A 23,822-nucleotide genomic window follows, 5' to 3' on the forward strand; every position below is an offset into this window, starting at 1 on the left:
AGCATGCTTTCCAAACGGAGCGCATTATGGACTTGGATCGAGCAGCGTTCACCGGCTCAAGTGATTACGGGGTATTATTTTTTGGCGATGGTCTTATCCGTCCTATACGACTTGGCAAGAGGCTTTCCTTCAAGGCTTATTCGCCTCGGTCAGTGCAACGACGAACGCCGGTATGGACATAACCGGGCAGTCCTTAATCCCGTACGCTAACGATTACTTTGTGCAGTTGCTCACCATCGTGCTTATCATTTTTGGCGCGATCGGTTTTCCTGTATTAATAGAAGGAAAAGCGTTTCTCTCCCATCTGCGAATGAGGACGGTCCATACGTTTCGATTTTCGCTATTTACCAAAATCACGACAATTACCTATGGGTTGCTGCTTGTAATCGGCACAATCCTAATGCTGCTGTTTGAGAATGAGCGGTATTTGCAAGGCATGTCCTGGCATGAACGCTTTTTCTATGCCCTGTTCCAGACTGCGACCACCAGAAGTGCGGGACTCACGACATTGGATATTAACCATCTAGCGATTCCGACGCTGCTCCTAATGAGTATCTTTATGTTTATTGGCGGATCTCCCAACTCTGTGGGCGGAGGCATTCGGACGACGACGTTTGCCATCAATCTGCTGTTTATGTATCAATACGCCAGAGGCTACCGCTCCATTAAAATCTTTCGCCGCGAGCTGCATCCGGATGATATTCTGAAATCGCTGGCGATCACACTGCTTGCCACGATGCTGTGCGTCATATCCATCGTTGCTATAAGCATGTGCAACCAAGGGCTGCCGCTGATCGCCATCATTCTCGAAGTATGCTCGGCATTTGGGACGGTTGGCTTATCCACAGGCATTACGCCGGACATTGGCATATTCTCGCAATGCTTGCTCATGGTGCTCATGTTCCTAGGAAGAATCGGATTAACGACTTGCTTCTTCTTTCTGCGAGGCAATCAAGAGGATGTCAACTACCATTATCCCGTTGAACGGATTATGACAGGGTAAAGATGCGAAAGCCCCGTGGATACTATAGATCCATGGGGCTTCAATCATTCTATTGCATACGTCGTGCCGTCAAGTAATGGCTTGTCCAGTAAGAACTGTTCATATCCGAGATGACGACACCTTGGTTAGGCAAATTGTTGATGAACTGGCCGTTCCCCGCATAGATGCCGACGTGATTAATTGACGATTTTGGAACCTACATCCGTTGACGTTGTTGGATTCGGGGCAGGTGCTGGTGTTGGGGCTGCTGCCGGTGCAGGTGTTGGAACAGGCTCGGGTGCAGCCGTGTCGCCCTGAATTGTCACGTAGCTGCGTGAAACATAGCCAGTCTTTCCGTTATAGTCGACTAATACCCAATAGTTGTTCGCTGATTGTATCGGAAGGACGGTGCCTGCACTAATCAGTCCATATACTTTGGCGCTCGTGTTGGCGTCGGCACGAAAATTGACCGACTTATTCACTGTAGCTGTTGCTATGGCAGCAGCTGATGCAGGAACAGCTTGGGATAATAGCATGGAGAGACCGCAAATACGGCGCCAACGAAACAAATAGTTTGCTTTTTGAATGAATTCGGCTCCTAATGTTTTATTTAATAGCTACTAGATGAAACCGGCATAGAGCGCAGTTGGAATCGTCGTGAGCAATTTTGCTATGATCGTGATAGTAATTGAGCGGCCTCCACTCCCTACATTGTGTGCAGCGTTTCTCTAAAACCTTCGTGCCGCCAATCTGAGTCGCTCTCAGTTTGATATAATCCGCATTGGAGTTTCTAATTTCTTCCATCAGTTTATACAGCAATGCCATGATGTCCACCTCGTAGTTGTTGTTGTATTGTTCTGTCTGTAATGCATTCTAATGAATAAATGTTACAAAAGTTTTACTAAATGATGATGTGACCACTCCACTTTTATCCAACTAGAACTTCGAGAAAATTTATATAAATAACAAGCAGATTTGATAGAATCCCCATGCAAAATGAGATCGCTACGCAATACGTTGTGCCATTGAAAGCCCTCACCGCCTTAATTTGGCTGGAGAGGGCTATATTTGCTTTCTATGGGCCTCATAGAAGTCATAGAACGAAATCTGGACGATCTGTTGTCGCGTATGATGGCATATTTTTTTGAATGAAAATTGCACTTTATTGGAAATAGTGATACCGAGGTGAAAGAAGTGGATAATTTCAGAAATCAATTTCTGAGTAAGCGGTATAAAGCGCATGTCAGCTGGTTAGGAACGACGCAGCTCCATAAAAGGAATCCTTTGACCATCGCCGCTTGGTCGATGGCCTTTCCTGGCTTCGGACATCTGCTTCTGAGCAAATATTTCCGTGGATACGCCTTGATCTTATGGGAAATTTTCATTAATCAGCAAATTCATCTCAATTTGGCTATCGTCAATACGTTAAACGGGCAATTTCAGGCGGCCAAAGATGTGATCGATCCCAGGTTCATGTCCCTCTACATTCCTGTCTATTTGTTCGCGATATGGGACAGTTACCGGACAGCCGTGGATTTGAACAAAATATATGTCTTAGCCGAAAGGGAAAACAGCCCTTATAACGAGTTTAGCATCAGCTCTCTAGAGATTAACTATCTGGATAAACGAAAGCCATGGCTTTCGTTTATCTGGTCGTTAGGGGTACCGAGTCTGGGTCAATTGTACTTGCATCGCATCATTTTGGCTAGTTTCATTTTAGTGAGCACCATCTTCATCGTGAGTTATTCAAATCTAATTCTTGCCATACATCTCCTCATCTTGGGGAAAGTGAAGGAATCTTCGGGCGTGCTGAATATGCAGTGGCTGCTCTACTTTCCATCCCTGTATTTCTTTATCATTTATGATGCGTATACGAACACTGTGGAAAATAATAAATTGTTTGATAATAATCAAAAAAATTTTCTCATCCAAAAATATCAGCCGCCCGGTACGGTGATTACACTCGGAAAAGAGGTGGAATTACATGCAAATCTTCGCGACATTTGAGTACTCATCGCTGCTCGAAATTGCCATCACTGAGCTTGAAGGAAAGGGCGTCAAGCAAATTTATGCTGTTCCGCTGGATCTCCGTAAAAAAGAGCCCAGACTGTTAGACAGCATCCATCGTGCTGATGGGCTGTCATTTATTGATAAAGGCATGATTTTAGCGTTTGTCTTCGCCACGATAGGCGCGAGCAAAGGGTTTGTGTGGGAATGGGGACCTGTGATTTGGGGACTTATTGGCGCGGGATTTGGCTTCGTGATCGGGGTGCTCATCAACTGGATCATTTATTTGTTCAAACGCCATAAGAACGAATCGGAGATTCGAAAAGGCAAAAAAGGGGACGTCATCCTTGTTGTCACATGCGATGATCACCAAACGGACGTTGTAGAGGATATTTTATGGGATCACAAAGCGCTTGGACTCGCTAGAACGAAGTAAGTAGCGGCACAAAAGTTGCAAAGACTCCGCAATCCCCTTTAAATTTTTCTACAGAGAAAATGGATGTATAATCGCATAGGTTAAACCTAAAATAGAACCTATCAAAATGGATCCCAGCAAGCCAATAATAACAAATTTCTTTTTCAAGCTCCACGAAGGCTTGGCTTCATCTTCGAACCATTCCGGCTCTAGATTAAACTCCAGGGGAGCGGGTTCAACAAGCTCAGGCACAGAATCGACCTGCATGTCAAAAAACTTTGGCCAGCGGGCATGCTCACTTATAAATTTTTTGACGAAATCCGGATCATCTTTGGCAATGTAGACATTTCCCTTTACTCTTATATATTTGGATTCATCCGGTTTAGAAGTTTTATAATGAGATAACATCGAACAACTCTCCTTATAGGTCTATGATTTGATATCGACTTTCTGGCTGCGGCATAAAGCGCAATTCGATTTATGGTCACTGACATTTTTTTTGTCATTGTGGTAGTAATTCAAAGGTCGCCATTCGTTACAATGCGGGCATCTTTTCTCTAAAACTTTTGTGCTGCCAACTTGTGTCGTTCGCAGTTTTATATAATCGGAAGTTTTAATTTCTTCCATTAGTGTATACAACAATCCCATAATGTGCACCTCGTAGATGTTTTGTTTTTTGTTCTATCTGCTATAGCATTCTAATGAATAATTGTTAAGAAAGTTTGTTTAAAATGTGTTTTTGCTGCGCCAGTTTTAGCCAGGATTACTGGCTATTGTTACCGCGACAGATCCTTTGTCGATGTCCTGGCACTGCACTGTGGATATTGGAAAAACATAAAGCCCTCATTGACCTTTTAATAGGTTCTTGAGGGCTGTTTGTTTACTGAATTATTATTCTTCACGGTCCGAATCAATATCCGCCAAGGCTGGCTCAATAATAAATGCGGTGTCCGTCGCGGTTACATGCCAATCTTCCTGCGCATTCAGAATTTCTGTTAACAACAGATCAAGGTCCATGGTCAGTTCCCCCTTTGATGGTGTGATTGTCCACTTTAAGAAGTGTAGACGTGTAATCTTAAATTAACCTTAAACCTACGTAAGGATTTGATGATGATTGTGTGTCTGATCCCAAATCGGGATCAGGTGTTTATCTTCCTTTCATCGCATAGTAAACAGGGAAAGAAATGGCCGTCATGATACTTATTGAACAAGTAATGAAACGAACTGTTTTTAGTGATTTCATATTCATCATCTTTAAGCTCCTGTATGCAGCCCAAATCACAGGCTACTCTTTTTTCCTTAGCGTCCAAACAGCTGGATCACCAGAAGGTCTACCCTTAATATGGGTGAAGAAGTACATGTTTATTCCGTCAATGTAACGATTTCACGGATAGGTTTTACTAAGAATAATTTGGTCTTTCACCAATTTGGGCCTCAAGAATATTTTGATAATAGTTAACGCCGAAATGGAGGGAAACCCATTGCATCCCCATGACCCTCGAGTGACGAAATGCGAAGAAATCCCGGTCGAGTTTCCTCCCCAATACCAGCCTGGACAGCCTGGGTTGGAATTTTTGATGGTACCCAGGCCCGTTTCGGAGCTGCCGGGAAAAGCTGGATCGGGAAAGCTGCAGAATAAGGTAGCGATTATTACCGGGGGGGATAGTGGAATCGGTCGGGCGGTCGCCTATTTATTTGCTCGAGAAGGCGCAGATATCGTTGTAGTATACCTCAATGAACATGCTGATGCCGCGGAGACGCAGGAGAGAATCCGGCAATTAGGCCGCTCTTGCTTGACGATTGCAGGGGATATCGGTGATGAAAAGTTTTGCAGAGAGGTCGTAGAGATCACCTTGTCCAGGTTCGAACGGGTTGATATCTTAATCAATAACGCGGCTGAACTGATTTATGAAGAGGATATGAATAACCTATCTTCTGAGCAGCTGTTGCGGATATTCCAAACGAACGTATTCTCCTGTTTTTATTTTACGAAATCGTTAGTTCCTTATTTACAGCCGGGCAGTGTAATCATCAATACGAGTTCCCTCGCTGCGGACAAAGGCTATCAGGCAATGGCTAGTTACTCCGCTTCCAAGGGTGCTATTAGCGCACTAACCCGTTCATTGGCGGTCTCTCTTGCCGACCGGGGCATCCGGGTCAATGCCGTAGCCCCTGGCCGAACATGGACGCCTCTTATCCCTTCATCATTTCCGCCTGAATTTTACATGTTTTATGGGTCTATAAATAATCCGGGACCGATCAAAAGAACGGCAGAGCCTTACGAGATCGCTCCTATCTATTTATACTTAGCATCGGAAGAATCCCGTTTCGTAATCGGTCAGACGATTCATGTGAACGGTGGGGAGTATATGGGCTTGTGATTACTCTCCTGAAAGCGTGCAAAGCAAACGAAGTTAGTTTTTGGTGCACAGAAAAGCCACGGAATAAAGTTTCCGGGGCTTTTTATGCTTTCTTTTGCATAGGGGAATTACGTTCAATGAAATGGTAAAGCTTCAATAAAATCAAGGCGGAAAACACATACATCGGGAATGAACCATATAACTTCCAGCCGGTATATACCAAAAAACCGTTCAGAACGTTCAGCCATTCAAAGAAAACGGAAAACACAGCTGCTCCAATAAAAAAGAACACAAGACGCTTTCGATTCTTTTTGTTGCGTAGATTCCATTTATCATAAAGATACAGAAACAAAAAAGAAAATGGAGGATACATAAAAATATGAGCGAATGCAGTAATCGGCTCGTAAGTTTCATTATCGCCGCAGTAATAAAGCTGAAATGGTGTTACAGCTAATGCATAATCTAAAGTGGCGACATATACGACATTAAAAATCCAAATGATGACGATGGTGATAGCGTTAAAGTGCTTCCGTATCCGAAAAAACATGGTCATCGCTATAACCGAGCAAATAACAACGAACCATTCGTTCCAATCGATATGAAAATTCATGGTTGATGGTATCCTTTATAAAATTTTCTGCGAAAAATCATCATGATCATCGTCATCAAAATCAAATAACCTATCCAAAATACACCTGATCCTAATAAATACGGTTTCGTGTGTTTAAAAACGCCTACCCAATCGGAAACCCATTCTAAGCCAAGCAAAATTGCCGAATATTTGATGATCGCCCATGTTTTTTTTATTTTGGATTCAGCGGCGGCAGTTTCATCTAGACAAAGCAGGGTAACTAATGGATACAGCACTAGGCGTATGAGCAGATTGGAACATGCATGCGCTGCTGATTGCGGTATCAAGACTGTTTTCATATTCATCATAAAAAGAGCTGACCGGTTCTGAATCAGCAAAGAAGCTAAGCACCAGTGGAAAAAAATCTCTAAGGAATGCAGACGTTTTTTTCGATATTTCATAAAGTAAACAAATAGGAAAACACTAACGAAGCAATACAATAAAAAAAACATAGGAGCGCCCTCCATAGGAATCTTATGTTTTTATTGTTTGCTGATTTCCAGTTCCTTATCATATTTCCCAACGGCATTTCCTCTGAATTAGTCTTCGGAAATTGCGGGACCAAATGGTGACCTAGTCTGAAACCTTCTATTTAAAAGTAATCGAAGACAAATTAAAACGGCGACCGCTTGCGCGATCGCCTCATGGGAGAGGAGAAACCGGACGAAGAGCTTATGGGGAAACGTAAGTCTTCTCCGCGGTTGTCTACGACATTCTCTGATGTCGATAGTTCAAGCATGACCGTTTTCCAACCATTTTATACATGGCGTGGACAAAATTTTTGTGTAGCGTCATCGCTTGTGGTACGATAGCAAATGAATGTGCGAGCAAGAAGGGGAATATGTACGAATGAGAGTTATTTCAGGCAGTGCCAAAGGAAGGTCGTTGAAGGCGGTACCCGGTATCAGCACACGGCCGACAACAGATAAAGTGAAGGAAGCGATCTTCAGCATGATCGGCCCGTATTTCGACGGCGGGCATGTGCTGGATCTTTTCGCAGGGACCGGCGGACTCGGCATTGAGGCGCTTAGCCGTGGGATGCAGAGAGCCGTCTTTATTGACATCGAGAAGAAGAGCATCGATACCGTGCAGATGAACCTGCGCGCGACAGGGCTGTCCGAGCAAGCGGAAGTTTACCGCAACGATGCGGCAAGAGCGCTCAAGGCGCTGGCTAAGCGGGAACAGCGGTTTGAACTGGTCTTTTTGGATCCGCCTTACAAGATGAAAGTGATCGCTGAGCTTATTGGCTCGATGGAAGAACAGAACTTGCTGGACCCCCATGCCGTCATCGTGGTTGAGCATGATGCTCAAGATGTGCTGGATGAAGTGATCGGTAGTTTCGAGCAGCAGCGCAGAGCCGAGTACGGGGATACCGCTGTCACGATTTATAAGCAAAGGGGATGAACATCCAGATGAAGCAGGAACATGGCATTACGATCGCCGTATATCCCGGCAGTTTCGACCCGGTCACGCACGGTCATCTTGACATTATACATAGAGCGGCCAAAGTTTTCGATAAACTGATTGTCGCCGTACTTAACAACACGTCCAAAAACCCGCTGTTCACACTGGAAGAGCGCATGGATCTCATCCGCCAAGCGACCAAAGATTTACCCAACGTGGAAGTAGACGGGTTCCGCGATCTGATGGTCAACTATATGAAGATCAAAAACGTCAATTTAATTGTCCGTGGGCTGCGGGCTGTATCTGATTTTGAATACGAATTGCAGATGGCGTCGACGAATCATAAGCTGAATTCGGATGTAGAGACGTTCTTTATGACGTCCAAACCGACGTATTCGTATTTGAGCTCTAGTATTGTGAAGGAAATAGCCAAATTCCACGGTCCTGTCACGGACCTCGTTCCGCCTGAGGTGGAAGAAGCGTTGAAACGGAAATTTCCTATCGATCAAAACTGACCAAAGCTGATCAATGCTGTTTCCGTCTGCCGAATGCCTGGATCAATAACGAGACAATCAGCATAGCGCTAAGGAGCAGCAACAGCTGGCTGGTTACCGGCCCCCACAGGCCCCACGCGGCTTCGCCGTTCAAGGGGAAAGCACGGGCGGTCTTGCCGCTTCCAGACGTATCGAGCCACAGAAAGCTTGGCTGATCGTTCCTGAGCAGGAAGGACAGGGGCTTCCACAGCACAATTGTCAAAGCGAAGGCAAGTAAAGCATGCACGATCCGGGCGACGAAGAAGGCAACATAGCGAGCGTCCGTTTTTTGATGCAGGCCGGCGACTTGCGCATGGGCAGACAGTCCGCCCCAGCCGAGAAAGGCGCTTAACAGCGACAGCTGCGGCAGGAGCGGGAGATCCTCGATTTGACTGAACGCATAGGCGCCTAGATGGATCTCCAGGATGCCTTTGATCCATTGCGGAGCCGTATCCGTGGTCAAATTCATGAAGCTGAGCAAGTAATCCGTAACGAAGCTCAACGTATGGGTTAAATGAATAATGCTGATCACATTAATGAGGACGGAAAAAATCATCATATACCCGCCAATCAGCATGAGCGCTTGGACGGATGTGATCACAGAATCGCCCAGCAGCTTGCCGAAGGTTCGGCCGTCGTGCAGATGGGCGTTGCGCATCGTGTAGAGCGCGCGCAGCCAGATAGAGGCGGTTTGCAATTTCAATGGCAAACGATCCGCTTCGGATTCCGGTTGTTCGCCGGGAGCCGCAGGCGCGTCTTCGCGACTCTTGTCCGTTTTATGTCGAGTCAGAAGTCCGGTAAGGATGGCGGCCACATAGTGAACGATGGCCAAGATTGCGCCAAGCCGCGCGCTGTGCAAGAAGCCGACGCCGACGACCATGATCAAAAATAATGGGCTGCACAAATGCGTAAGCGCGGTCAATCGTTCCGTTTCCAAGCGCGACAGCAGTCTTTTTTCCCTTAATGATGCGGTGATTCGCGCTCCCGACGGGAACCCGACGATCAGGCCCGAGGCAAGCGCCCAGCCGCTGACGCCGGGCAAGCGGAACAGCTTGCGCATGATGGGCTCCAATAAGACGCCAAGCCCCTGGAGAACGCCGAATCCGATGAACAGTTCGGTGAGGATAAAAAAGGGCAGCAGCGCTGGAAATACCAATTTCCACCAAATTGTAAGTCCCTCCAGAGACGACTGAAACGCCCGATCGGGGAATAATATAATAGATACGACTACAAGGGCAGCGAGTCCGCCTAAAAGCAGCGTGGACAGTTTACTGCCGTATTTCGTATGCATGCGCTGCATGGCATCACCTCATCCTCCTACATTTGCTTCATTTGTACGCGTGTAGGCGCGGGTTTAGACCAAGCATTAGCTTGGACCATGTGCGTGTGAAGAGCCAATATGAGCATCAGGAGGGGAACCTGTATGGAAGAGAATGAAGATAACCGTATCCGAACATGGTCAAGCGATTCCTATCAATATCCCAAAAAGACGGCAACACGCCGATACTTAATCTCCTTTTTGGTCGGCATTGTCGTCATTTATTTACTGTTCTTTGTACAGCTCCCGTTTTTTATTTTTATGCCCGGTACCGCTGAGGTGATTAAACCAATGGTGTCCATTCCCAAAGGCTCCGACACAGAAAAGGGCACGCTCATGCTCACAACGGTACGAGTGGCAGATGCCAATGTGGTCAACTATGTGATCGGCATGCTTCACCCCTATGAGGAAATTCAGCCGAAGACAAGCGTGTTTCGCCAAGGGGAATCGGAGCAGGAGTATACGCAGCGCCAGGAATATGTTATGCTGACTTCCCAGGCTAGCGCTATTCAAGCGGCATACACCAAAGCTCATATTCCGTTTCACATTAGTCATGAAGGCGTCATGGTACTGCAAACTCTGCCCGGCATGGCTGGAGAGAAAGCGCTGAAGCCTGGCGATGTGCTGCTCAAAGCCAATGATAAAGAGATCAAGGTCGCGCAGGACTTATTGGATTCGTTAAAAGGGAAAAAAGCCGGAGAAAGCGTCGATATCACTTTTACGCGCAATAAAATTGAGCAAAAGGCTTCCTTGACCCTCGGGGTGCTGCCGAAACAGCAAGGAGATACCAGCGAGCGAGCGGGCATTGGCGTCGTTCCGGCCGACATGCAATCGGTGAAAGCCGATCAGGCGGACGAGCAGGTATCGATCAAAGCTGGTGAAATTGGCGGTCCATCCGCAGGTCTGATGTTCTCGTTGGAAATCTATAATCAACTCACGCCAGATGACATTACCAAGGGGCACAAAATCGCCGGCACCGGCACGATCGATCCTGACGGAACGGTAGGGCCAATCGGCGGGATTCAGCATAAAATCATCGCCGCGGATAAGCAAGGAGCGGAATATTTTTTCGCACCCAAAGATGTCACTTATAAAGACGGTACAAAGATTACCAACTATTCCGATGCATTAGCCAGAGCGAAACAAATTAAGACCAAGATGCAAATCGTCGAGGTCGGCACGATGGATGACGCACTGAAATTTTTAGCGTCTTTACCTGCCAAATAAGGCATATCCCTAAAAATAATCCGATTTTCAATTGACAAAATGCGAGTGAAATAGATATAATAATCTTTGTTTGTTTGGGGTGATAATGATGCAGATTCAGTTGAAAGATCTTGCTTCTAAAGGACAACCGGTACATATAACCGCAGACTTGAACTTGACATCTCCATTTGAAGGTCGCCAAGACATTCTAGGTTACAGTCCCATTCATGTCGATCTTCATGCTAAGCATGAAGGGGGAGCAGCGAAAGTTAACGGCACCTTAACGTTCAATGTGGAGTTAAGCTGTTCACGATGCTTATCGCAATTCAAGCAAACAATCGAGCTTCCATTTGAGGAAGTCTTTACACAGAAGCTGGACGAGGAATCCGAAGATGATGAGGATATCCACCTGGTGACTGAAGATAAAGTCGATTTGGAGCCGTACGTGGTCGAGAACATCATCGTTGGATTGCCTTTAATCCCGTTATGTGGCGAAGCGTGCAAAGGTCTCTGTCCCGTGTGCGGAACGAACCGCAATGAACATGATTGCGGCTGTAAGCAAGACAAGATAGATCCACGGCTTGCAGGTCTCGCAGACTTTTTCAACCAAGAGCAATGATTGAAATTCCATGAAGGAGGTGTTTTGAATATGGCAGTACCTCAAAGAAGAACGTCCAAAACTCGTCGCGACAAGCGCCGTACTCACTTTAAACTGGAAGTTCCGGGCATGGTGAAATGCGAACAATGCGGAGAGCTGAAACTGGCTCACCACGTTTGCAAAACTTGCGGATCTTACAAAGGTAGAGAGATCGTAAAAGCATAAGATTAGATATAGTACTTCATCCTAGTGTGAGGTGCTATTTTTTTTGCTTTCTTTTTCCACGCAAATTATATATACTACAATTTAGTATCTGGTAATAAGATGAGATATTAGCTCACGAGACGAAATATAAGGTGGTGGACGCCATCGAACGCCTTCCTAAACGACAGCGGCAGCAGAAGCTGCTTCAAGCGATAGAAACGAATCCATTCATGACAGACGAAGAGTTGATGCGGACATTCCAAGTTAGCATTCAAACCGTAAGATTGGATCGACTGGAGCTTGGCATTCCTGAGCTGCGGGAGCGGATGAAGCATATGGCCGTGAAAACGTACGATCATGTACGCTCCCTGCCGATAGACGAAGTCATTGGTGAAGTAATCGACATACAGTTGGATCAGAGCGGCATTTCGATTTTTGAAATAAAAGAAGATCATGTGTTCTCAAGGACGAAGATCGCACGGGGCCATCACATTTTCTCGCAAGCGAATTCCTTAGCTGTGGCCGTCATTGACGATCCGATAGCGCTAACCGCCTCGGCGGATATCCGTTTTATCCGTTCCGTCAAACTTGGAGAAAAATGCATCGCCAAAGCCTATGTACGTTCCGTTACAAAAGGAAAAGCTAGAGTGGAAGTGTTTTCGTATGTTGGCGAAGAAGTCGTATTCCGGGGCAACTTTGTAATCTTTCATTCCAAGAAAGAGCAACACCAAGTTGACAATTCCATCTGACAATAAGATGAAATTGCAACCAGATAAGGAGGACAGGCTGCATGCGGATCGCGATTGATGCGATGGGCGGGGATCACGCGCCTAAAGAAGCAGTGGAAGGTGCGCTTGCCGCAGCTAGAGAGTGGACGGACATTGAAGTGATTCTAGTTGGAAACTCAGCTGCGATAGAAGCTCACCTGCAAAATAAACCGGCGAATCTAACGATTCGTCACACGGAGGAAGTTATCGAGGCCGATGATGAGCCCGTGAAGGCGGTACGCCGCAAAAAAGACGCGTCTATGGTCGTAGCCGGAAGACTGGTCAAGGACAAGGAAGCGGACGCGATGATTTCCGCTGGCAATACCGGTGCGTTGATGACAACCGGGCTGCTTGTCGTCGGACGGATTTCGGGGATTGAGCGTCCGGCGTTGGCGCCGATGCTGCCGACGATCGACGGCAGCGGTGTGCTCGCGCTCGACCTTGGCGCCAACATGGACGCCAGCGCCGAGCATTTGCGGCAATATGCCATCATGGGCAGCATTTACCGCAACAAGGTGCACGGCGTGGCGAAGCCGCGGGTCGGCTTGCTTAATGTCGGCACCGAAGCGATGAAAGGCAACGAGCTGACCAAAGCGGCATTTCCGCTGCTCGAGGAAGCGCCGATTCATTTCATCGGCAACGTAGAGTCGCGCGAAGTACTGCGTGCGGAGTGCGATGTTATTGTCTGCGACGGATTCGCCGGCAATATTATGCTCAAATCGCTGGAAGGTGCGGCTTCCGTATTTTTTTCCGTGTTAAAAACGGAGTTCACGAAGTCGTGGTACTCGAAATTGGCCGCGGCTATACTCAGACCGGGACTTATGAACTTTCGTAAGAAATTCGATTATAAAGAGCATGGGGCTGCGCCGCTGCTGGGCCTTCAAGGGTTAGTTCTGAAGTGTCACGGCTCGTCGGATGCCAATGCCTTCAAAAATGCCGTCCGCCAAGCGCGAATCGCGCTGCAGAACGATTTGGTCGGGGCGATATCTGCGGAAATCAACCACGGGAAGTGAGAGAAAACAACATGAACCTTATACCGGTTGGGGTACTCGGAGCGGGCAAATATGTGCCAGAGCGCATTTTGACCAATCAAGAATTAGAAACGATGGTGGAGACCAACGACGAGTGGATCGTCACCAGAACAGGCATTCGTGAGCGGAGAATCGCTTCCGAACAGCAAGCCACTTCGGACCTGTGCTACGAAGCGGCGAAGATCGCGCTCGATAATGCGGGCATCACGGCTGAACAGCTCGATTTGATCGTCGTAGCGACGATTACGCCGGATATGTCATTCCCTTCTACTGCTTGCATTCTGCAAGAAAAGCTTGGTGCTAAACAAGCCGCGGCTTATGATTTATCCGCAGCTTGCTCCGGATTTGTCTACGGTCTGGCGAATGCATCTAACTTTATCGCAACTGGCACTTATAAATATGCGCTGGTCATTGGCGCGGATTCCTTGTCCAAGATTACCGATTATACCGACCGCAACACTTGCATTTTGTTCGGCGACGGAGCGGGCGCGGTTGTGATCGGGCAGGTGCCGGAAGATCGCGGCTTTAAATCGTTCGAGCTCGGCGCTGACGGCAGCGGCGGCCCGCTGTTGAAGATCGAAGGCGGCGGCTCGCGCAATCCGGCTTCTCAGCATTCGATCGATCAACGCTTGCACTATATTTACATGGCAGGCGCAGAAGTATTCAAATTCGCCGTGCGGATTATGGGCAATGCCGCAGACGAAGCGCTGCGCAAGGCGGGCTGGGACAAAGCGGATATCGATCTGCTCGTTCCGCATCAAGCGAACATGCGTATTATTCAAGCTTCGCTTAATCGTCTGAATATGACAGAAGAGAAATGCATGATTAATTTAGATAAATATGGTAATATGTCTGCAGCATCCATTCCTGTTGCTTTGGCGGAAGCTGCCGAGCAAGGCAGAGTGAAGGAAGGCGACCGCTTGATTCTGGTCGGTTTCGGCGGCGGCCTCACCTGGGGTGCAGCTGCACTAGTCTGGTAATTCAACTTAGGATAACAATATACTTCTTAAAACTTGCGCGAAAGCGAAAGGGGAAGCTATTCTCGTATGGGTAAAATTGCTTTTGTATTCCCAGGCCAGGGCTCACAGTCCGTTGGCATGGGACAAGACTTGTACAGCCGTCTTCCGGCTGCCAAGTCATTCTATGACCGCGCTGATGAAGCACTCGGATATTCACTGTCGAACCTGATCTTCCAGGGGCCTGAGGAAGAATTGAAAATCACGTACCACACGCAGCCAGCGCTGCTGACGACAAGCATCGCTGCGCTGGAAGCGTTCAAGGCTGCGGGCCTTTCGCCTGACTATGTCGCTGGACATAGTCTTGGCGAATACAGCGCGCTCGTCGCAGCCGGCGTGCTCGCGTTCGAAGACGCGGTCCGCACCGTGCGGGCCCGCGGCGAGTTCATGGAACAGGCCGTTCCTGGCGGCCTGGGCGCAATGGCGGCCGTGCTGGGTGCGGAGCGCGAAGCGCTCGCGGCACTGTGCACGGACATCACCAGCGGCGGCTCCGTCGTGGAGCTCGCCAATGTGAACTGCCCGGGACAGATCGTCGTCTCGGGTAGCAAGGAAGGCGTTGCCGCTGTCGTGGAACGCTGCAAAGAAGCGGGCGCGAAGCGGGCGATTCCGCTGGAAGTGAGCGGCCCGTTCCACTCGTCGCTCATGAAGCCGGCATCCGAGCGCCTCGCCGAGGTGCTGGGCAGCGTAGCGATGAGCCCGGCGTCCTTGCCGGTCGTGGCTAACGTGACGGCACGCGAAGTCACTCAGCCTGACGACATCCGCAGGCTGCTTGTCGAACAAGTGTACTCCCCCGTTCTGTGGGAAGACACCGTGGCTTACCTGATCGGCCAAGGCGTCGATACGTTCATCGAGCTGGGCTCGGGGACCGTCCTCGCCGGACTGATCAAGAAGGTCGATAAAACGGTCAAAACCGTATCGATCGGCAGCTTTGACGCGTTAGACAAGTACATCCAGGAGGTACAGGAACATGCTAACAGGTAAAGTTGCCCTCGTTACGGGAGCATCCCGCGGCATTGGCCGTGCAATCGCACTGCATTTGGCGGAATCCGGCGCTGCTGTCGCCGTTAACTACGCTGGCAGTGAGAGCGCTGCCCAAGAAGTCGTCGAGCTCATCGAGGCGATGGGACGCAAAGCTGTCAAACTGCGCGCAGACGTCAGCCTTTCGCAAGAGGCCGATGCGCTGGTGAAGCAAACGATTGAAATTTTCGGTAAAATTGATATCCTGGTGAATAATGCCGGTATCACAAGAGACAACTTAATCATGAGAATGAAGGAAGAAGAATTCGATCAGGTGATCGCGACGAATCTGAAGGGCGTCTTTAACTGCGTGAAAGCCGTTACGCGTCCGATGATGAAGCAGCGCTCCGGTCGAATCATTAATATATCTTCCGTAGTTGGTGTGCTCGGTAATCCTGGGCAAGCTAACTATGTAGCAGCCAAAGCGGGCGTCATCGGCTTAACGAAGGCGACTGCGCGAGAACTAGCCTCAAGAGGCATTACTGTGAATGCAGTAGCGCCTGGCTTCATTGAAACGGATATGACCGACAAGCTGCCGGCCGATGTGCGAGAAAGCATGCAGAAGCAAATTCCGCTGGAGCGCCTGGGGCAGCCGGAAGAGATTGCGAAAGCGGTCCGCTTCCTGGCGTCGGACGATGCGGCTTACATGACAGGTCAGACTCTCCACGTAGATGGTGGCATGTACATGTAAGTTTTCCAGAAATAGGTCATTGAAAAAGCCTACTGGCAATCTGTCCAAGATTCTCGTATAATACCAAATGAGGAGGTGAACCGGATGTCCGACGTATTGGATCGTGTAAAACGAATTGTTGTCGATCGTCTAGGGGTTGATGAAGCTGAAGTCTCCCTCGAAGCATCTTTCAAAGAAGATTTAGGTGCTGATTCTCTTGATGTAGTAGAATTAGTCATGGAATTGGAAGATGAGTTCGATTTAGAAATTTCTGACGAAGATGCTGAGAAGATTACTACTGTGGGAGAAGTTGTGAATTACATAAAATCTCATACGTAAAAGTCAACCAAGTCCCGTTTTGTCTTCAAGACGGGACTTGTCTCCATCTTCAATTCAAATAATGAAGTTTTCGACATAGAGGTGGAACAGATGAACAGAGTCGTCATTACTGGAATGGGCGTAGTAACTGCCCTTGGTCAAGAATTAGAAACGTTTTGGGGTAATCTGACAAACGGGAAATCCGGCGTCAGCATGATCGAGAACTTTGATGTCAGCGAGTATCCGACACGAATAGCGGCTGAGATCAAGGATTTCGATATCGAGCAGTACGTAGACCGCAAAGAAGCGCGCCGTATGGATCGTTTCGTGCAGTTTGCCGTAGCAGGCTCGTTGAATGCTTTGAAGGATGCGAAACTGGATGTCAAAGTTGACACCGATCCGGAACGCGTCGGTGTTTCCGTAGGTTCCGGAATCGGCGGTCTGAGTACTTGGGAGGAGCAGCACCGCACTTTGCTCGAGAAAGGGCCGAAGCGTGTCTCCCCGTTCTTCATTCCGATGATGATCGCGAATATGGCCTCCGGCCAAGTCTCGATGATTACCGGAGCGAAAGGACCTAACAGCACGGCGGTTACCGCTTGTGCTACAGGTACGCACTCCATCGGTGACTCGTTCAAAATGATTCAGCGCGGAGATGCCGATGTGATGATCTGCGGCGGCGCTGAGGCGACGATTACGCCAATCGGCGTTGCCGGATTCTGTGCGCTGCGCGCGATGTCCACACGCAACGACGAGCCGCACAAAGCGAGCCGTCCATTTGATGTGGACCGTGACGGTTTTGTCATGGGCGAGGGCGCTGGCGTGCTTATTCTGGAATCGTTGGAGCATGCACAGAAGCGCGGTGCGCGCATTTACGCGGAAGTGATCGGCTATGGCATGAGCGGTGACGCTTACCATATGACGGATCCGGATCCGGACGGCGCGGCACGCTGCATGGCCAAGGCGATCAAAGATGCGGGCATCGCACCTGATGCCGTTGATTACATCAACGCGCACGGAACATCGACGCCTGTAGGCGACAAATCCGAGACGACGGCGATCAAGAAGGCGCTCGGCGAACATGCCTTCAAAGTAGCTGTGAGCTCGACGAAGTCGATGACAGGCCACTTGCTCGGCGCAGCCGGCGGGGTTGAAGCGGTGATCTGCGGTCTGACGATTGCCAACGGCAAGATTGCTCCGACAATCAATATTGACAATCAAGACCCGGAATGCGATCTCGATTATGTGCCGAACACAGCGCGCGATGCGAAAGTCAACATTGCAATGTCCAACTCCTTCGGCTTTGGCGGCCATAATGCGACGATCATCATGAAGCGGTTTGAAGCATAATTAACCTTCCTGCGAAGAAAGATACGGAATATCATTCTCTGGGTGGTGAAACAGACAATGCATCGAGACATCAAAGTGCTCCAGCAGCGGCTCGGCATCAACTTCCGGAAGTCAGAGCTGCTGAAGCAAGCTTTTACCCATTCCTCTTATGTGAACGAACACCGAATAGCCGGACATAAAGATAACGAGCGCCTGGAGTTTCTAGGGGACGCCGTTTTGGAATTAACGGTTTCGGAATTTTTATATGATACATATCCGGGACGTTCGGAAGGCGAACTGACAAAGCTCCGAGCTTCCATTGTCTGTGAGCCGTCGCTGGTTACTTTTGCTGAAGATTTGGATTTCGGCGCTTTCGTGCTCTTGGGCAAGGGGGAGGAGCTGACTGGAGGACGCACGCGTCCGGCGCTGCTTGCCGACGTATTTGAATCCTTCATCGGCGCGCTTTACCTGGATCAGGGGCTGGAGCGGGTGAAAGACTTTTTAAGCAGCCATGTATTCAGCAAAATTTCGGGCGAAGGCAAGCTGCTGGTCGTTGACTATAAGACCCAGCTGCAAGAGCACACGCAGCATCACAACATGGGCTCACTCGAGTATCGGATTGTGAATGAGCGTGGCCCTGCGCATGAACGGGAGTTCATGGCAGAGGTTTACATGGAAGAGGAGCTTCTCGGAGCCGGCACAGGCCGTTCCAAGAAGGAAGCCGAGCAGCAAGCTGCTGCGCAGGCATTGTCCAAGCTGAATGTCGCGGCCCGGCGTTAAGGGACAGTGGAAAAGGCGGCTGCGGCCGTCTTTTTTGCCGTTTGTGAGGATGCGCTGGGGATTTAAGCACTCTCCTTTTAGGAGGGGATATGATACAATGATTTTTGAGGTGAGACCATGTTTTTGAAACGGATTGAATTATCCGGATTTAAGTCGTTTGCCGACCGGACTGAGCTGGAGTTTGTACGCGGAATCACTGCAGTTGTCGGTCCCAATGGCAGCGGCAAAAGCAATATTTCCGACGGCATCCGCTGGGTCCTCGGGGAACAAAGCGCCAAATCGCTGCGCGGTGGCAAGATGGAGGATGTCATCTTTGCCGGTAGTGATGCGCGTCGTGCTGTGAACTATGGCGAGGTTTCGCTGACGCTAGATAATAGCTCGCAATCGCTGCCTCTTGATTTTAATGAGGTAACGGTGACACGCCGGGTTCATCGCAGTGGTGAAAGCGAGTATCTAATCAACAAGCAGCAGTGCCGATTGAAAGATATTACGGAATTGTTCATGGATACGGGTATCGGCAAGGAAGCCTACTCGATTATTGGACAAGGCCGGATTGAGGAAATTTTAAGTACGAAATCAGAGGATCGCCGGGGCATCTTTGAGGAAGCTTCGGGGATTGTTAAATATAAATCACGGAAACGGGAAGCGGAGAAGAAGCTGGATGATACGGAGCAAAATTTGCTGCGGATTCATGACCTCGTCTCCGAGCTTGAGGATCAGATCGAACCGCTGCGCGAGCAGTCGGAGAAGGCAATTCGTTACAAGGATTTGCGGGAAAAGCTGAAAAGCAGCGAAATCTCGATGTATGTGCATCAGATTGATCAAATTTACATTTCCTGGAATGAAGCGACGAAGCGCTTGGAAACGCTCCAAAAGGAGCAAACCGAGCTCTCCACTGTCGTGAATCAGCATGACGCTCATCTTGAGAAGCATCGCTGGGAGACGCGCAGGCTGGAAGAAGAGCTTGAGAAGCTGCAAGAGCGTCTGCTGCTGTTGAGCGAAGAGTTCGAGAAGAGCGAAGGGCACGGCGAAGTGCTCAAGGAGCGCAAGAAGAACTACATAGCGAACCGCCAACAGTTGGCAGCGACGATCGCGATGCAAGAGCAGCGAAAAACGGACAAAGAAGCGGAACTTGCCGAGCAGCGCGAGAAAATTATTCAAATCGGCGCGCAATTGTTCGAGTTTCAAGCGAAGTTAAACGCCGAGGAACAGCGCCTAATGGGCGTGAACGGCGGGATTAGTTCCGCGCCGGAAGACCAGCTCAAGGGCGAGCTATTGGAGACGCTGAACAGGATGGCGCACACGCGCAATGAGATTCGCTACGCGGAGCAGCAGACGGAGAGTATCAGCCGCCGCTTGGAGCGGTTGGACGAAGACCGTCAGAAGTGGGCGGAGCAGCGTGACAAGCTCGTCAGCCGCAAGGAAGAACTGACGGACAAGCTTGCCGCAACCGTCAAGGAGATCGATGAAGAGCGCCAGCGGTACGCTGAACTGACGCAAAGCTTGAAATCGAAGCAGTCTCTGCTCGACGAAACGCAATCGATGGTGCGCAAATGGGAGCAGAAGCTGGACGCTCTGACGTCGCGCCGCGACACGATGAAAGAGATGGCCAACGATTACGACGGCTTTATGCAGGGCGTTAAGGAAGTGCTCAAGGCCAAGAGCCGCAAAGATTTGCGCGGCATCCGCGGCGCTGTCGCCGAGCTCGTCATGGTGCCAGCCGAAGTCGAGGTTGCGATTGAGACCGCACTCGGCGCCGCGCTGCAAAATATCGTCGTCGAAACGGAAGCGGACGGCCGGGAAGCGATCGCTTTCTTGAAACGCCGTCAGATGGGACGGGCAACGTTCTTGCCGATGAACGTTATCCGCGGCCGCTCCATTTCGGATCATGAGCAGAGTACGCTGAAAGCGGCCAAAGGCTTCGTCGGCCTGGCCGTGGATCTCGTCTCCTTTGATTCCACTTACCATAATATTTTCTCCAGCTTGCTGGGCAACGTCGTTGTCGCGCAAACGCTGGAGGATGCGAACCATATCGCCGCCAAGGCCCAGTACCGCTACCGGGTCGTCACGCTGGAAGGCGACGTCGTCAATCCGGGCGGTTCGATGACCGGCGGCAGCTTGCAGAAGAAGTCGACGAACTTACTGGGCCGTCAGCGCCAGATCGAAGAACTGGATCAAGAGATCAAGACCTCCGGCAGACAGCTGTCAGAACTACGGGAGAAGAGTTCGGTAATGAAGCGGGATATTACCGACGATATGATGAAGCTGGAGCAGCTTCGCCAGTTAGGGGAGCAGAAGCGGATCACCGAGCAGCAGATTCGCGCCGAGCTGGGGCCGCTGGAGTCGGAGAGCCGCACAGTCGAAGAACAGCTGTCGCTCGACAGCCAAGACCGCAGCTCGCTTTTGGCGGAACAGGCTGATTTTGCCCGTAAGAAAGTCGAAGCCGAACAGCTGCTCTCCGAATTGCAGCAAGAGGAAGCTTCGCTCCAGCAGGCGATTCGCGACGCGGAAACTTCGCGGAAAGCAAGCGAATCCGAGAAGGAAGAGCTGCAAAGCCAGCTGACCGATTTGAAAGTGAAAGTCGCTTCTATTTCACAGGAGAAGCAATCGCTTCAGGATCAACAACGTCGCTTGCAGCAGGACCTATCCGATGCCGAGCGCGAGATGGAGACGAACCGTCAGCTGCTGACGCAGTTGGAGCAAGAGATGGAACAACTCGATCAGGAAACGGTCCTGCAGGTGGAGCAGCTGAACGATCTCAAACTGAAGAAGCAGGAATGTACGGAGCAGATTGAGTATAAGCGGGCGGAGCGTACGGATTGGCTGCAGAAGCTGGAAAAGGGAGAGAATGAAACGCGGGCGCAGCGGATCCAGTTGAAGCAAATTGAAGAGAATCTGCATCAGACTGAGGTGCGCGTGAATCGTCTGGATGTTGAGCTCGACAACTTGTTGAAAAAGTTGTCTGAAGAATACGAACTCAGCTACGAGCTTGCCAAAGTGCGTTACCCGGTTCCGGAGGATGTCGCCGGCACGCAAAGCCGCGTCCGCGAGCTGAAGCGGGAAATCGCTTCGCTGGGCGATGTGAACCTGGGCGCGATTGAGGAATATGCCCGCGTCTCCGAGCGGTATGAATTCCTCAGCAGCCAAAAGAATGACTTGATCGAAGCGAAGGCGACCCTGTACCAGGTCATCCGTGAGATGGATCAAGAGATGTCCAAGCGCTTCAAAACGACGTTCGATGCGATTCGTTCGCATTTCGTCGTTGTCTTCGCCAAGCTGTTCGGCGGCGGACGCGCGGATCTCATTCTGTCCGAGCCGGACAATCTGCTCGACACAGGCATCGAGATCGTGGCGCAGCCGCCAGGCAAAAAGCTGCAAAACTTGCAGCTGCTCTCCGGCGGCGAGCGGGCGCTGACCGCGATCGCGCTGCTGTTCTCGATCATCCGCGTGAAGCCGGTGCCGTTCTGCGTGCTTGACGAAGTTGAGGCCGCGCTCGATGAAGCGAACGTATCGCGCTTCGCTGAATATTTACGCGAGTTCTCGGAGATGACCCAGTTTATCGTGGTCACACACCGGAAGGGTACAATGGAAGAGGCGGACGTGCTCTATGGCGTGACGATGCAGGAGGGCGGTGTATCGAAGCTGGTATCCGTCCGACTGGAAGATGAAGAGGCGGTCGTTTCCGCATCCTAGTCGCTTAGCTGTAAGGATAGATCAACCATTTTAGGAGGAACCATGAGTTTTTTTAAACGTCTAAAAGAGAGTATTTCCAGCAAGGCTGAAGCGGTAACGAATAAATTTAAAGAAGGTCTGGCCAAAACGAGAGATGCGTTCGTGGATCGGGTGGACGACTTGTTCAGTCGCCGCAAGAAGATTGACGAAGAATTTTATGAAGAGCTGGAAGAAATTCTTATTGGCGCTGACGTCGGCGTGAACACTGTGCTGAAGCTGATCGATGAGCTACGCGCTGAAGTGAAGAAGCGCAAAATTGAGAACCCGGCCGAGCTGCAGCCGATTTTGTCCGAGAAGCTGATTGGCTTGCTGAAAGGCGATGCCCAAGCGGGCTTGAATATGAATCCGGATGGGCTCACTGTCATTCTGTTCGTCGGTGTAAACGGCGTCGGCAAGACGACGACGATCGGAAAGATGGCTCATATGTTCAAATCCCAGGGGAAAAAGGTGCTGATGGCTGCAGGCGACACGTTCCGTGCAGGCGCGATCGAGCAATTGGAAACTTGGGGCCAACGTGTCGGGGTAGACGTCATTAAGCAGCAATCCGGCGCAGATCCTGCCGCGGTCATGTACGACGCTGTTCAGGCGGCGAAGACGCGCGGTGTCGATGTGCTGCTCTGCGATACGGCGGGCCGCTTGCAAAATAAAGTGAACCTGATGGAAGAGCTGAACAAAATTTACCGCGTCATTCAACGCGAAGTGCCGGGCGCGCCACATGAGGTAATCCTTGTGCTGGACGCAACGACAGGCCAGAATGCACTGAGCCAAGCCAAGCTGTTTGGTGAAAAATCCGGCCTAACAGGTCTGGTCTTGTCCAAGCTTGACGGCACGGCCAAAGGCGGCATCGTCGTCGCCATCCGCCAAGAGCTGTCGCTGCCGGTGAAGTTCGTCGGTTTAGGCGAGAAGATGGATGATCTGCAGCCGTTTGATTCGGAGCAATTCGTGCATGCACTATTCGGCAAATGGATAAACGAACAAAAAGAAGAAAACGAATAAAATCCTTGCCGTTCGCGCGTCGGACGGCGGGATTTTTTTTCTTTTGCCACTGACAAGGTTAAATGCTTGACATTGGTTCGGGAATTCAGTATGATAGGTTCTGTTGTGCTGCTGTCAAGGATTCAACCTTTACGGAGGTGGCTATAGTGCCCATGGATCAAATGCTGGAGAAAACGAATCGGATCAACCTGCTGTTTGACTTCTATGAGCCTTTGTTGACGGAAAAGCAGCGAACTTTCTTGCAATTGTATTTCCATGACGATTATTCGCTCGGTGAGATTGCCGAGAACTTTGAAATCAGCCGCCAAGCGGTTTATGAACATATTAAGCGGGCGGAACAGACGCTGCGCGATTACGAGAATAAGCTACAGCTGTTACATAAGCATGAACAGCGCGTCAAGCTTCGTGTAGAGCTTGAACAAATACTGGATCAATGCGATCCGGAGCTAAAGAGGAAATCAGGCGCGCTTTTTGATACAATGATTGGGATAGATTGATAAATGCTTAGGAG

Annotated in this window: 28 protein-coding genes; 21 read left to right on the forward strand and 7 right to left on the reverse strand. The window is 49.7% G+C overall.

The window, feature by feature from the left end:
- Nucleotides 1-3: 3 nt before the first annotated feature.
- Nucleotides 4-210 (forward strand): hypothetical protein, encoded by a 207-nt coding sequence (locus tag O9139_RS06020; protein ID WP_270878554.1) that lies wholly within the window; start codon nt 4-6, stop codon nt 208-210.
- Nucleotides 173-1,003, forward strand: a complete 831-nt coding sequence (locus O9139_RS06025; RefSeq protein ID WP_270878555.1) for a potassium transporter TrkG — start codon at nt 173-175, stop codon at nt 1,001-1,003. Before O9139_RS06020 ends, O9139_RS06025 begins: the two co-directional genes overlap by 38 nt.
- A 49-nt stretch (nt 1,004-1,052) precedes the next feature.
- Here O9139_RS06025 and O9139_RS06030 read toward each other — a convergent pair whose 3' ends face one another.
- Both O9139_RS06030 and O9139_RS06035 read right to left on the reverse strand, forming a co-directional pair.
- Complete coding sequence (locus O9139_RS06030) at nt 1,053-1,136, reverse strand: hypothetical protein (protein WP_270878662.1); 84 nt, start codon at nt 1,134-1,136, stop codon at nt 1,053-1,055.
- 43 nt (nt 1,137-1,179) lie between these two features.
- Nucleotides 1,180-1,518, reverse strand: a complete 339-nt coding sequence (locus O9139_RS06035) for an SH3 domain-containing protein (RefSeq protein WP_270878556.1) — start codon at nt 1,516-1,518, stop codon at nt 1,180-1,182.
- A gap of 658 nt (nt 1,519-2,176) precedes the next feature.
- Between O9139_RS06035 and O9139_RS06040 the strand changes: the two genes are divergently transcribed.
- Both O9139_RS06040 and O9139_RS06045 read left to right on the forward strand, forming a co-directional pair.
- Nucleotides 2,177-2,989, forward strand: coding sequence for a hypothetical protein (locus O9139_RS06040; protein ID WP_270878557.1), 813 nt, complete (start codon nt 2,177-2,179; stop codon nt 2,987-2,989).
- Nucleotides 2,967-3,425, forward strand: a complete 459-nt coding sequence (locus tag O9139_RS06045) for a hypothetical protein (protein WP_270878558.1) — start codon at nt 2,967-2,969, stop codon at nt 3,423-3,425. Before O9139_RS06040 ends, O9139_RS06045 begins: the two co-directional genes overlap by 23 nt.
- A 48-nt stretch (nt 3,426-3,473) precedes the next feature.
- On the opposite strand, the gene O9139_RS06050 is transcribed toward O9139_RS06045, so the two are convergent.
- Complete coding sequence (locus O9139_RS06050) at nt 3,474-3,812, reverse strand: hypothetical protein (protein ID WP_270878559.1); 339 nt, start codon at nt 3,810-3,812, stop codon at nt 3,474-3,476.
- Nucleotides 3,813-4,295: 483 nt separating this feature from the next.
- A complete protein-coding gene (locus O9139_RS06055) occupies nt 4,296-4,421 on the reverse strand; it encodes a hypothetical protein (RefSeq protein ID WP_270878560.1) in 126 nt (41 codons plus the stop codon).
- Between the two features lie 464 nt (nt 4,422-4,885).
- Between O9139_RS06055 and O9139_RS06060 the strand changes: the two genes are divergently transcribed.
- Nucleotides 4,886-5,785: an SDR family oxidoreductase gene (locus tag O9139_RS06060; RefSeq protein WP_333742464.1), complete on the forward strand. Its 900-nt coding sequence runs from the start codon at nt 4,886-4,888 to the stop codon at nt 5,783-5,785.
- Nucleotides 5,786-5,867: 82 nt separating this feature from the next.
- Here O9139_RS06060 and O9139_RS06065 read toward each other — a convergent pair whose 3' ends face one another.
- Nucleotides 5,868-6,374: a hypothetical protein gene (locus tag O9139_RS06065; protein ID WP_270878562.1), complete on the reverse strand. Its 507-nt coding sequence runs from the start codon at nt 6,372-6,374 to the stop codon at nt 5,868-5,870.
- The gene (locus O9139_RS06070; protein ID WP_270878563.1) at nt 6,371-6,847 is read right to left on the reverse strand and encodes a hypothetical protein; all 477 of its coding nucleotides are present in this window, start codon (nt 6,845-6,847) and stop codon (nt 6,371-6,373) included. Before O9139_RS06070 ends, O9139_RS06065 begins: the two co-directional genes overlap by 4 nt.
- A gap of 397 nt (nt 6,848-7,244) precedes the next feature.
- On the opposite strand from O9139_RS06070, the gene rsmD reads away from it, so the two are divergent.
- Both rsmD and coaD read left to right on the forward strand, forming a co-directional pair.
- Nucleotides 7,245-7,799, forward strand: coding sequence for a 16S rRNA (guanine(966)-N(2))-methyltransferase RsmD (rsmD, locus tag O9139_RS06075; protein ID WP_270878564.1), 555 nt, complete (start codon nt 7,245-7,247; stop codon nt 7,797-7,799).
- A gap of 8 nt (nt 7,800-7,807) precedes the next feature.
- The gene (coaD, locus tag O9139_RS06080) at nt 7,808-8,314 is read left to right on the forward strand and encodes a pantetheine-phosphate adenylyltransferase (RefSeq protein ID WP_270878565.1); all 507 of its coding nucleotides are present in this window, start codon (nt 7,808-7,810) and stop codon (nt 8,312-8,314) included.
- A gap of 10 nt (nt 8,315-8,324) precedes the next feature.
- Here the strand turns inward: coaD and O9139_RS06085 are convergent, their stop codons facing one another.
- Nucleotides 8,325-9,632: a nucleoside recognition domain-containing protein gene (locus O9139_RS06085; RefSeq protein WP_270878566.1), complete on the reverse strand. Its 1,308-nt coding sequence runs from the start codon at nt 9,630-9,632 to the stop codon at nt 8,325-8,327.
- A gap of 123 nt (nt 9,633-9,755) precedes the next feature.
- On the opposite strand from O9139_RS06085, the gene O9139_RS06090 reads away from it, so the two are divergent.
- The 14 genes from O9139_RS06090 to O9139_RS06155 all read left to right on the forward strand — a co-directional run bounded on the left by O9139_RS06090 (nt 9,756) and on the right by O9139_RS06155 (nt 23,808).
- Nucleotides 9,756-10,877: a SepM family pheromone-processing serine protease gene (locus O9139_RS06090; RefSeq protein WP_270878567.1), complete on the forward strand. Its 1,122-nt coding sequence runs from the start codon at nt 9,756-9,758 to the stop codon at nt 10,875-10,877.
- A gap of 85 nt (nt 10,878-10,962) precedes the next feature.
- The gene (locus O9139_RS06095) at nt 10,963-11,475 is read left to right on the forward strand and encodes a YceD family protein (RefSeq protein ID WP_270878568.1); all 513 of its coding nucleotides are present in this window, start codon (nt 10,963-10,965) and stop codon (nt 11,473-11,475) included.
- Between the two features lie 30 nt (nt 11,476-11,505).
- Nucleotides 11,506-11,679 carry a 50S ribosomal protein L32 gene (rpmF, locus tag O9139_RS06100; RefSeq protein ID WP_188174201.1) on the forward strand — a complete coding sequence of 58 codons (174 nt, stop codon included), beginning with the start codon at nt 11,506-11,508 and terminating at the stop codon, nt 11,677-11,679.
- A 131-nt stretch (nt 11,680-11,810) separates the two neighbouring features.
- Nucleotides 11,811-12,407: a transcription factor FapR gene (gene fapR, locus O9139_RS06105; protein ID WP_270878569.1), complete on the forward strand. Its 597-nt coding sequence runs from the start codon at nt 11,811-11,813 to the stop codon at nt 12,405-12,407.
- Nucleotides 12,408-12,448: 41 nt separating this feature from the next.
- Nucleotides 12,449-13,438 carry a phosphate acyltransferase PlsX gene (gene plsX, locus O9139_RS06110; RefSeq protein ID WP_270878570.1) on the forward strand — a complete coding sequence of 330 codons (990 nt, stop codon included), beginning with the start codon at nt 12,449-12,451 and terminating at the stop codon, nt 13,436-13,438.
- Nucleotides 13,439-13,449: 11 nt separating this feature from the next.
- Nucleotides 13,450-14,436: a beta-ketoacyl-ACP synthase III gene (locus O9139_RS06115; protein ID WP_270878571.1), complete on the forward strand. Its 987-nt coding sequence runs from the start codon at nt 13,450-13,452 to the stop codon at nt 14,434-14,436.
- 66 nt (nt 14,437-14,502) lie between these two features.
- Nucleotides 14,503-15,453 carry an ACP S-malonyltransferase gene (fabD, locus tag O9139_RS06120; protein ID WP_270878572.1) on the forward strand — a complete coding sequence of 317 codons (951 nt, stop codon included), beginning with the start codon at nt 14,503-14,505 and terminating at the stop codon, nt 15,451-15,453.
- Entirely contained in the window at nt 15,440-16,180 is a 741-nt protein-coding gene (fabG, locus tag O9139_RS06125) for a 3-oxoacyl-[acyl-carrier-protein] reductase (protein ID WP_270878573.1), read from the forward strand. The genes fabD and fabG overlap by 14 nt, the downstream gene beginning before the upstream one ends.
- Before the next feature lie 84 nt (nt 16,181-16,264).
- Nucleotides 16,265-16,498, forward strand: a complete 234-nt coding sequence (gene acpP / locus O9139_RS06130; protein WP_188174196.1) for an acyl carrier protein — start codon at nt 16,265-16,267, stop codon at nt 16,496-16,498.
- A gap of 90 nt (nt 16,499-16,588) precedes the next feature.
- Nucleotides 16,589-17,824 (forward strand): beta-ketoacyl-ACP synthase II, encoded by a 1,236-nt coding sequence (fabF, locus tag O9139_RS06135; protein ID WP_270878574.1) that lies wholly within the window; start codon nt 16,589-16,591, stop codon nt 17,822-17,824.
- Nucleotides 17,825-17,881: 57 nt separating this feature from the next.
- Nucleotides 17,882-18,583, forward strand: a complete 702-nt coding sequence (gene rnc, locus O9139_RS06140) for a ribonuclease III (RefSeq protein ID WP_270878575.1) — start codon at nt 17,882-17,884, stop codon at nt 18,581-18,583.
- 117 nt (nt 18,584-18,700) lie between these two features.
- The gene (gene smc, locus O9139_RS06145; RefSeq protein ID WP_270878576.1) at nt 18,701-22,276 is read left to right on the forward strand and encodes a chromosome segregation protein SMC; all 3,576 of its coding nucleotides are present in this window, start codon (nt 18,701-18,703) and stop codon (nt 22,274-22,276) included.
- A 42-nt stretch (nt 22,277-22,318) separates the two neighbouring features.
- Nucleotides 22,319-23,311, forward strand: a complete 993-nt coding sequence (gene ftsY / locus O9139_RS06150) for a signal recognition particle-docking protein FtsY (protein ID WP_270878577.1) — start codon at nt 22,319-22,321, stop codon at nt 23,309-23,311.
- A gap of 152 nt (nt 23,312-23,463) precedes the next feature.
- Nucleotides 23,464-23,808, forward strand: a complete 345-nt coding sequence (locus O9139_RS06155) for a putative DNA-binding protein (RefSeq protein WP_270878578.1) — start codon at nt 23,464-23,466, stop codon at nt 23,806-23,808.
- Nucleotides 23,809-23,822 lie beyond the last annotated feature (14 nt).

Origin of the sequence: Paenibacillus aestuarii (genome assembly GCF_027789125.1) — a bacterium.
GTDB lineage: Bacteria > Bacillota > Bacilli > Paenibacillales > NBRC-103111 > Paenibacillus_E > Paenibacillus_E aestuarii.

Coding starts and splice junctions, on each gene's coding strand:
- O9139_RS06020 (WP_270878554.1), top strand. CDS start 4: ATGCTTTCCAAACGGAGCGCATTATGGACTTGGATCGAGCAGCGTTCA.
- O9139_RS06025 (WP_270878555.1), top strand. CDS start 173: ATGGACATAACCGGGCAGTCCTTAATCCCGTACGCTAACGATTACTTT.
- O9139_RS06035 (WP_270878556.1), bottom strand. CDS start 1,518: ATGCTATTATCCCAAGCTGTTCCTGCATCAGCTGCTGCCATAGCAACA.
- O9139_RS06045 (WP_270878558.1), top strand. CDS start 2,967: ATGCAAATCTTCGCGACATTTGAGTACTCATCGCTGCTCGAAATTGCC.
- O9139_RS06050 (WP_270878559.1), bottom strand. CDS start 3,812: ATGTTATCTCATTATAAAACTTCTAAACCGGATGAATCCAAATATATA.
- O9139_RS06055 (WP_270878560.1), bottom strand. CDS start 4,421: ATGGACCTTGATCTGTTGTTAACAGAAATTCTGAATGCGCAGGAAGAT.
- O9139_RS06065 (WP_270878562.1), bottom strand. CDS start 6,374: ATGAATTTTCATATCGATTGGAACGAATGGTTCGTTGTTATTTGCTCG.
- O9139_RS06070 (WP_270878563.1), bottom strand. CDS start 6,847: ATGTTTTTTTTATTGTATTGCTTCGTTAGTGTTTTCCTATTTGTTTAC.
- rsmD (WP_270878564.1), top strand. CDS start 7,245: ATGAGAGTTATTTCAGGCAGTGCCAAAGGAAGGTCGTTGAAGGCGGTA.
- coaD (WP_270878565.1), top strand. CDS start 7,808: ATGAAGCAGGAACATGGCATTACGATCGCCGTATATCCCGGCAGTTTC.
- O9139_RS06085 (WP_270878566.1), bottom strand. CDS start 9,632: ATGCAGCGCATGCATACGAAATACGGCAGTAAACTGTCCACGCTGCTT.
- O9139_RS06090 (WP_270878567.1), top strand. CDS start 9,756: ATGGAAGAGAATGAAGATAACCGTATCCGAACATGGTCAAGCGATTCC.
- O9139_RS06095 (WP_270878568.1), top strand. CDS start 10,963: ATGATGCAGATTCAGTTGAAAGATCTTGCTTCTAAAGGACAACCGGTA.
- rpmF (WP_188174201.1), top strand. CDS start 11,506: ATGGCAGTACCTCAAAGAAGAACGTCCAAAACTCGTCGCGACAAGCGC.
- plsX (WP_270878570.1), top strand. CDS start 12,449: ATGCGGATCGCGATTGATGCGATGGGCGGGGATCACGCGCCTAAAGAA.
- O9139_RS06115 (WP_270878571.1), top strand. CDS start 13,450: ATGAACCTTATACCGGTTGGGGTACTCGGAGCGGGCAAATATGTGCCA.
- fabD (WP_270878572.1), top strand. CDS start 14,503: ATGGGTAAAATTGCTTTTGTATTCCCAGGCCAGGGCTCACAGTCCGTT.
- fabG (WP_270878573.1), top strand. CDS start 15,440: ATGCTAACAGGTAAAGTTGCCCTCGTTACGGGAGCATCCCGCGGCATT.
- acpP (WP_188174196.1), top strand. CDS start 16,265: ATGTCCGACGTATTGGATCGTGTAAAACGAATTGTTGTCGATCGTCTA.
- fabF (WP_270878574.1), top strand. CDS start 16,589: ATGAACAGAGTCGTCATTACTGGAATGGGCGTAGTAACTGCCCTTGGT.
- rnc (WP_270878575.1), top strand. CDS start 17,882: ATGCATCGAGACATCAAAGTGCTCCAGCAGCGGCTCGGCATCAACTTC.
- smc (WP_270878576.1), top strand. CDS start 18,701: ATGTTTTTGAAACGGATTGAATTATCCGGATTTAAGTCGTTTGCCGAC.
- ftsY (WP_270878577.1), top strand. CDS start 22,319: ATGAGTTTTTTTAAACGTCTAAAAGAGAGTATTTCCAGCAAGGCTGAA.
- O9139_RS06155 (WP_270878578.1), top strand. CDS start 23,464: ATGGATCAAATGCTGGAGAAAACGAATCGGATCAACCTGCTGTTTGAC.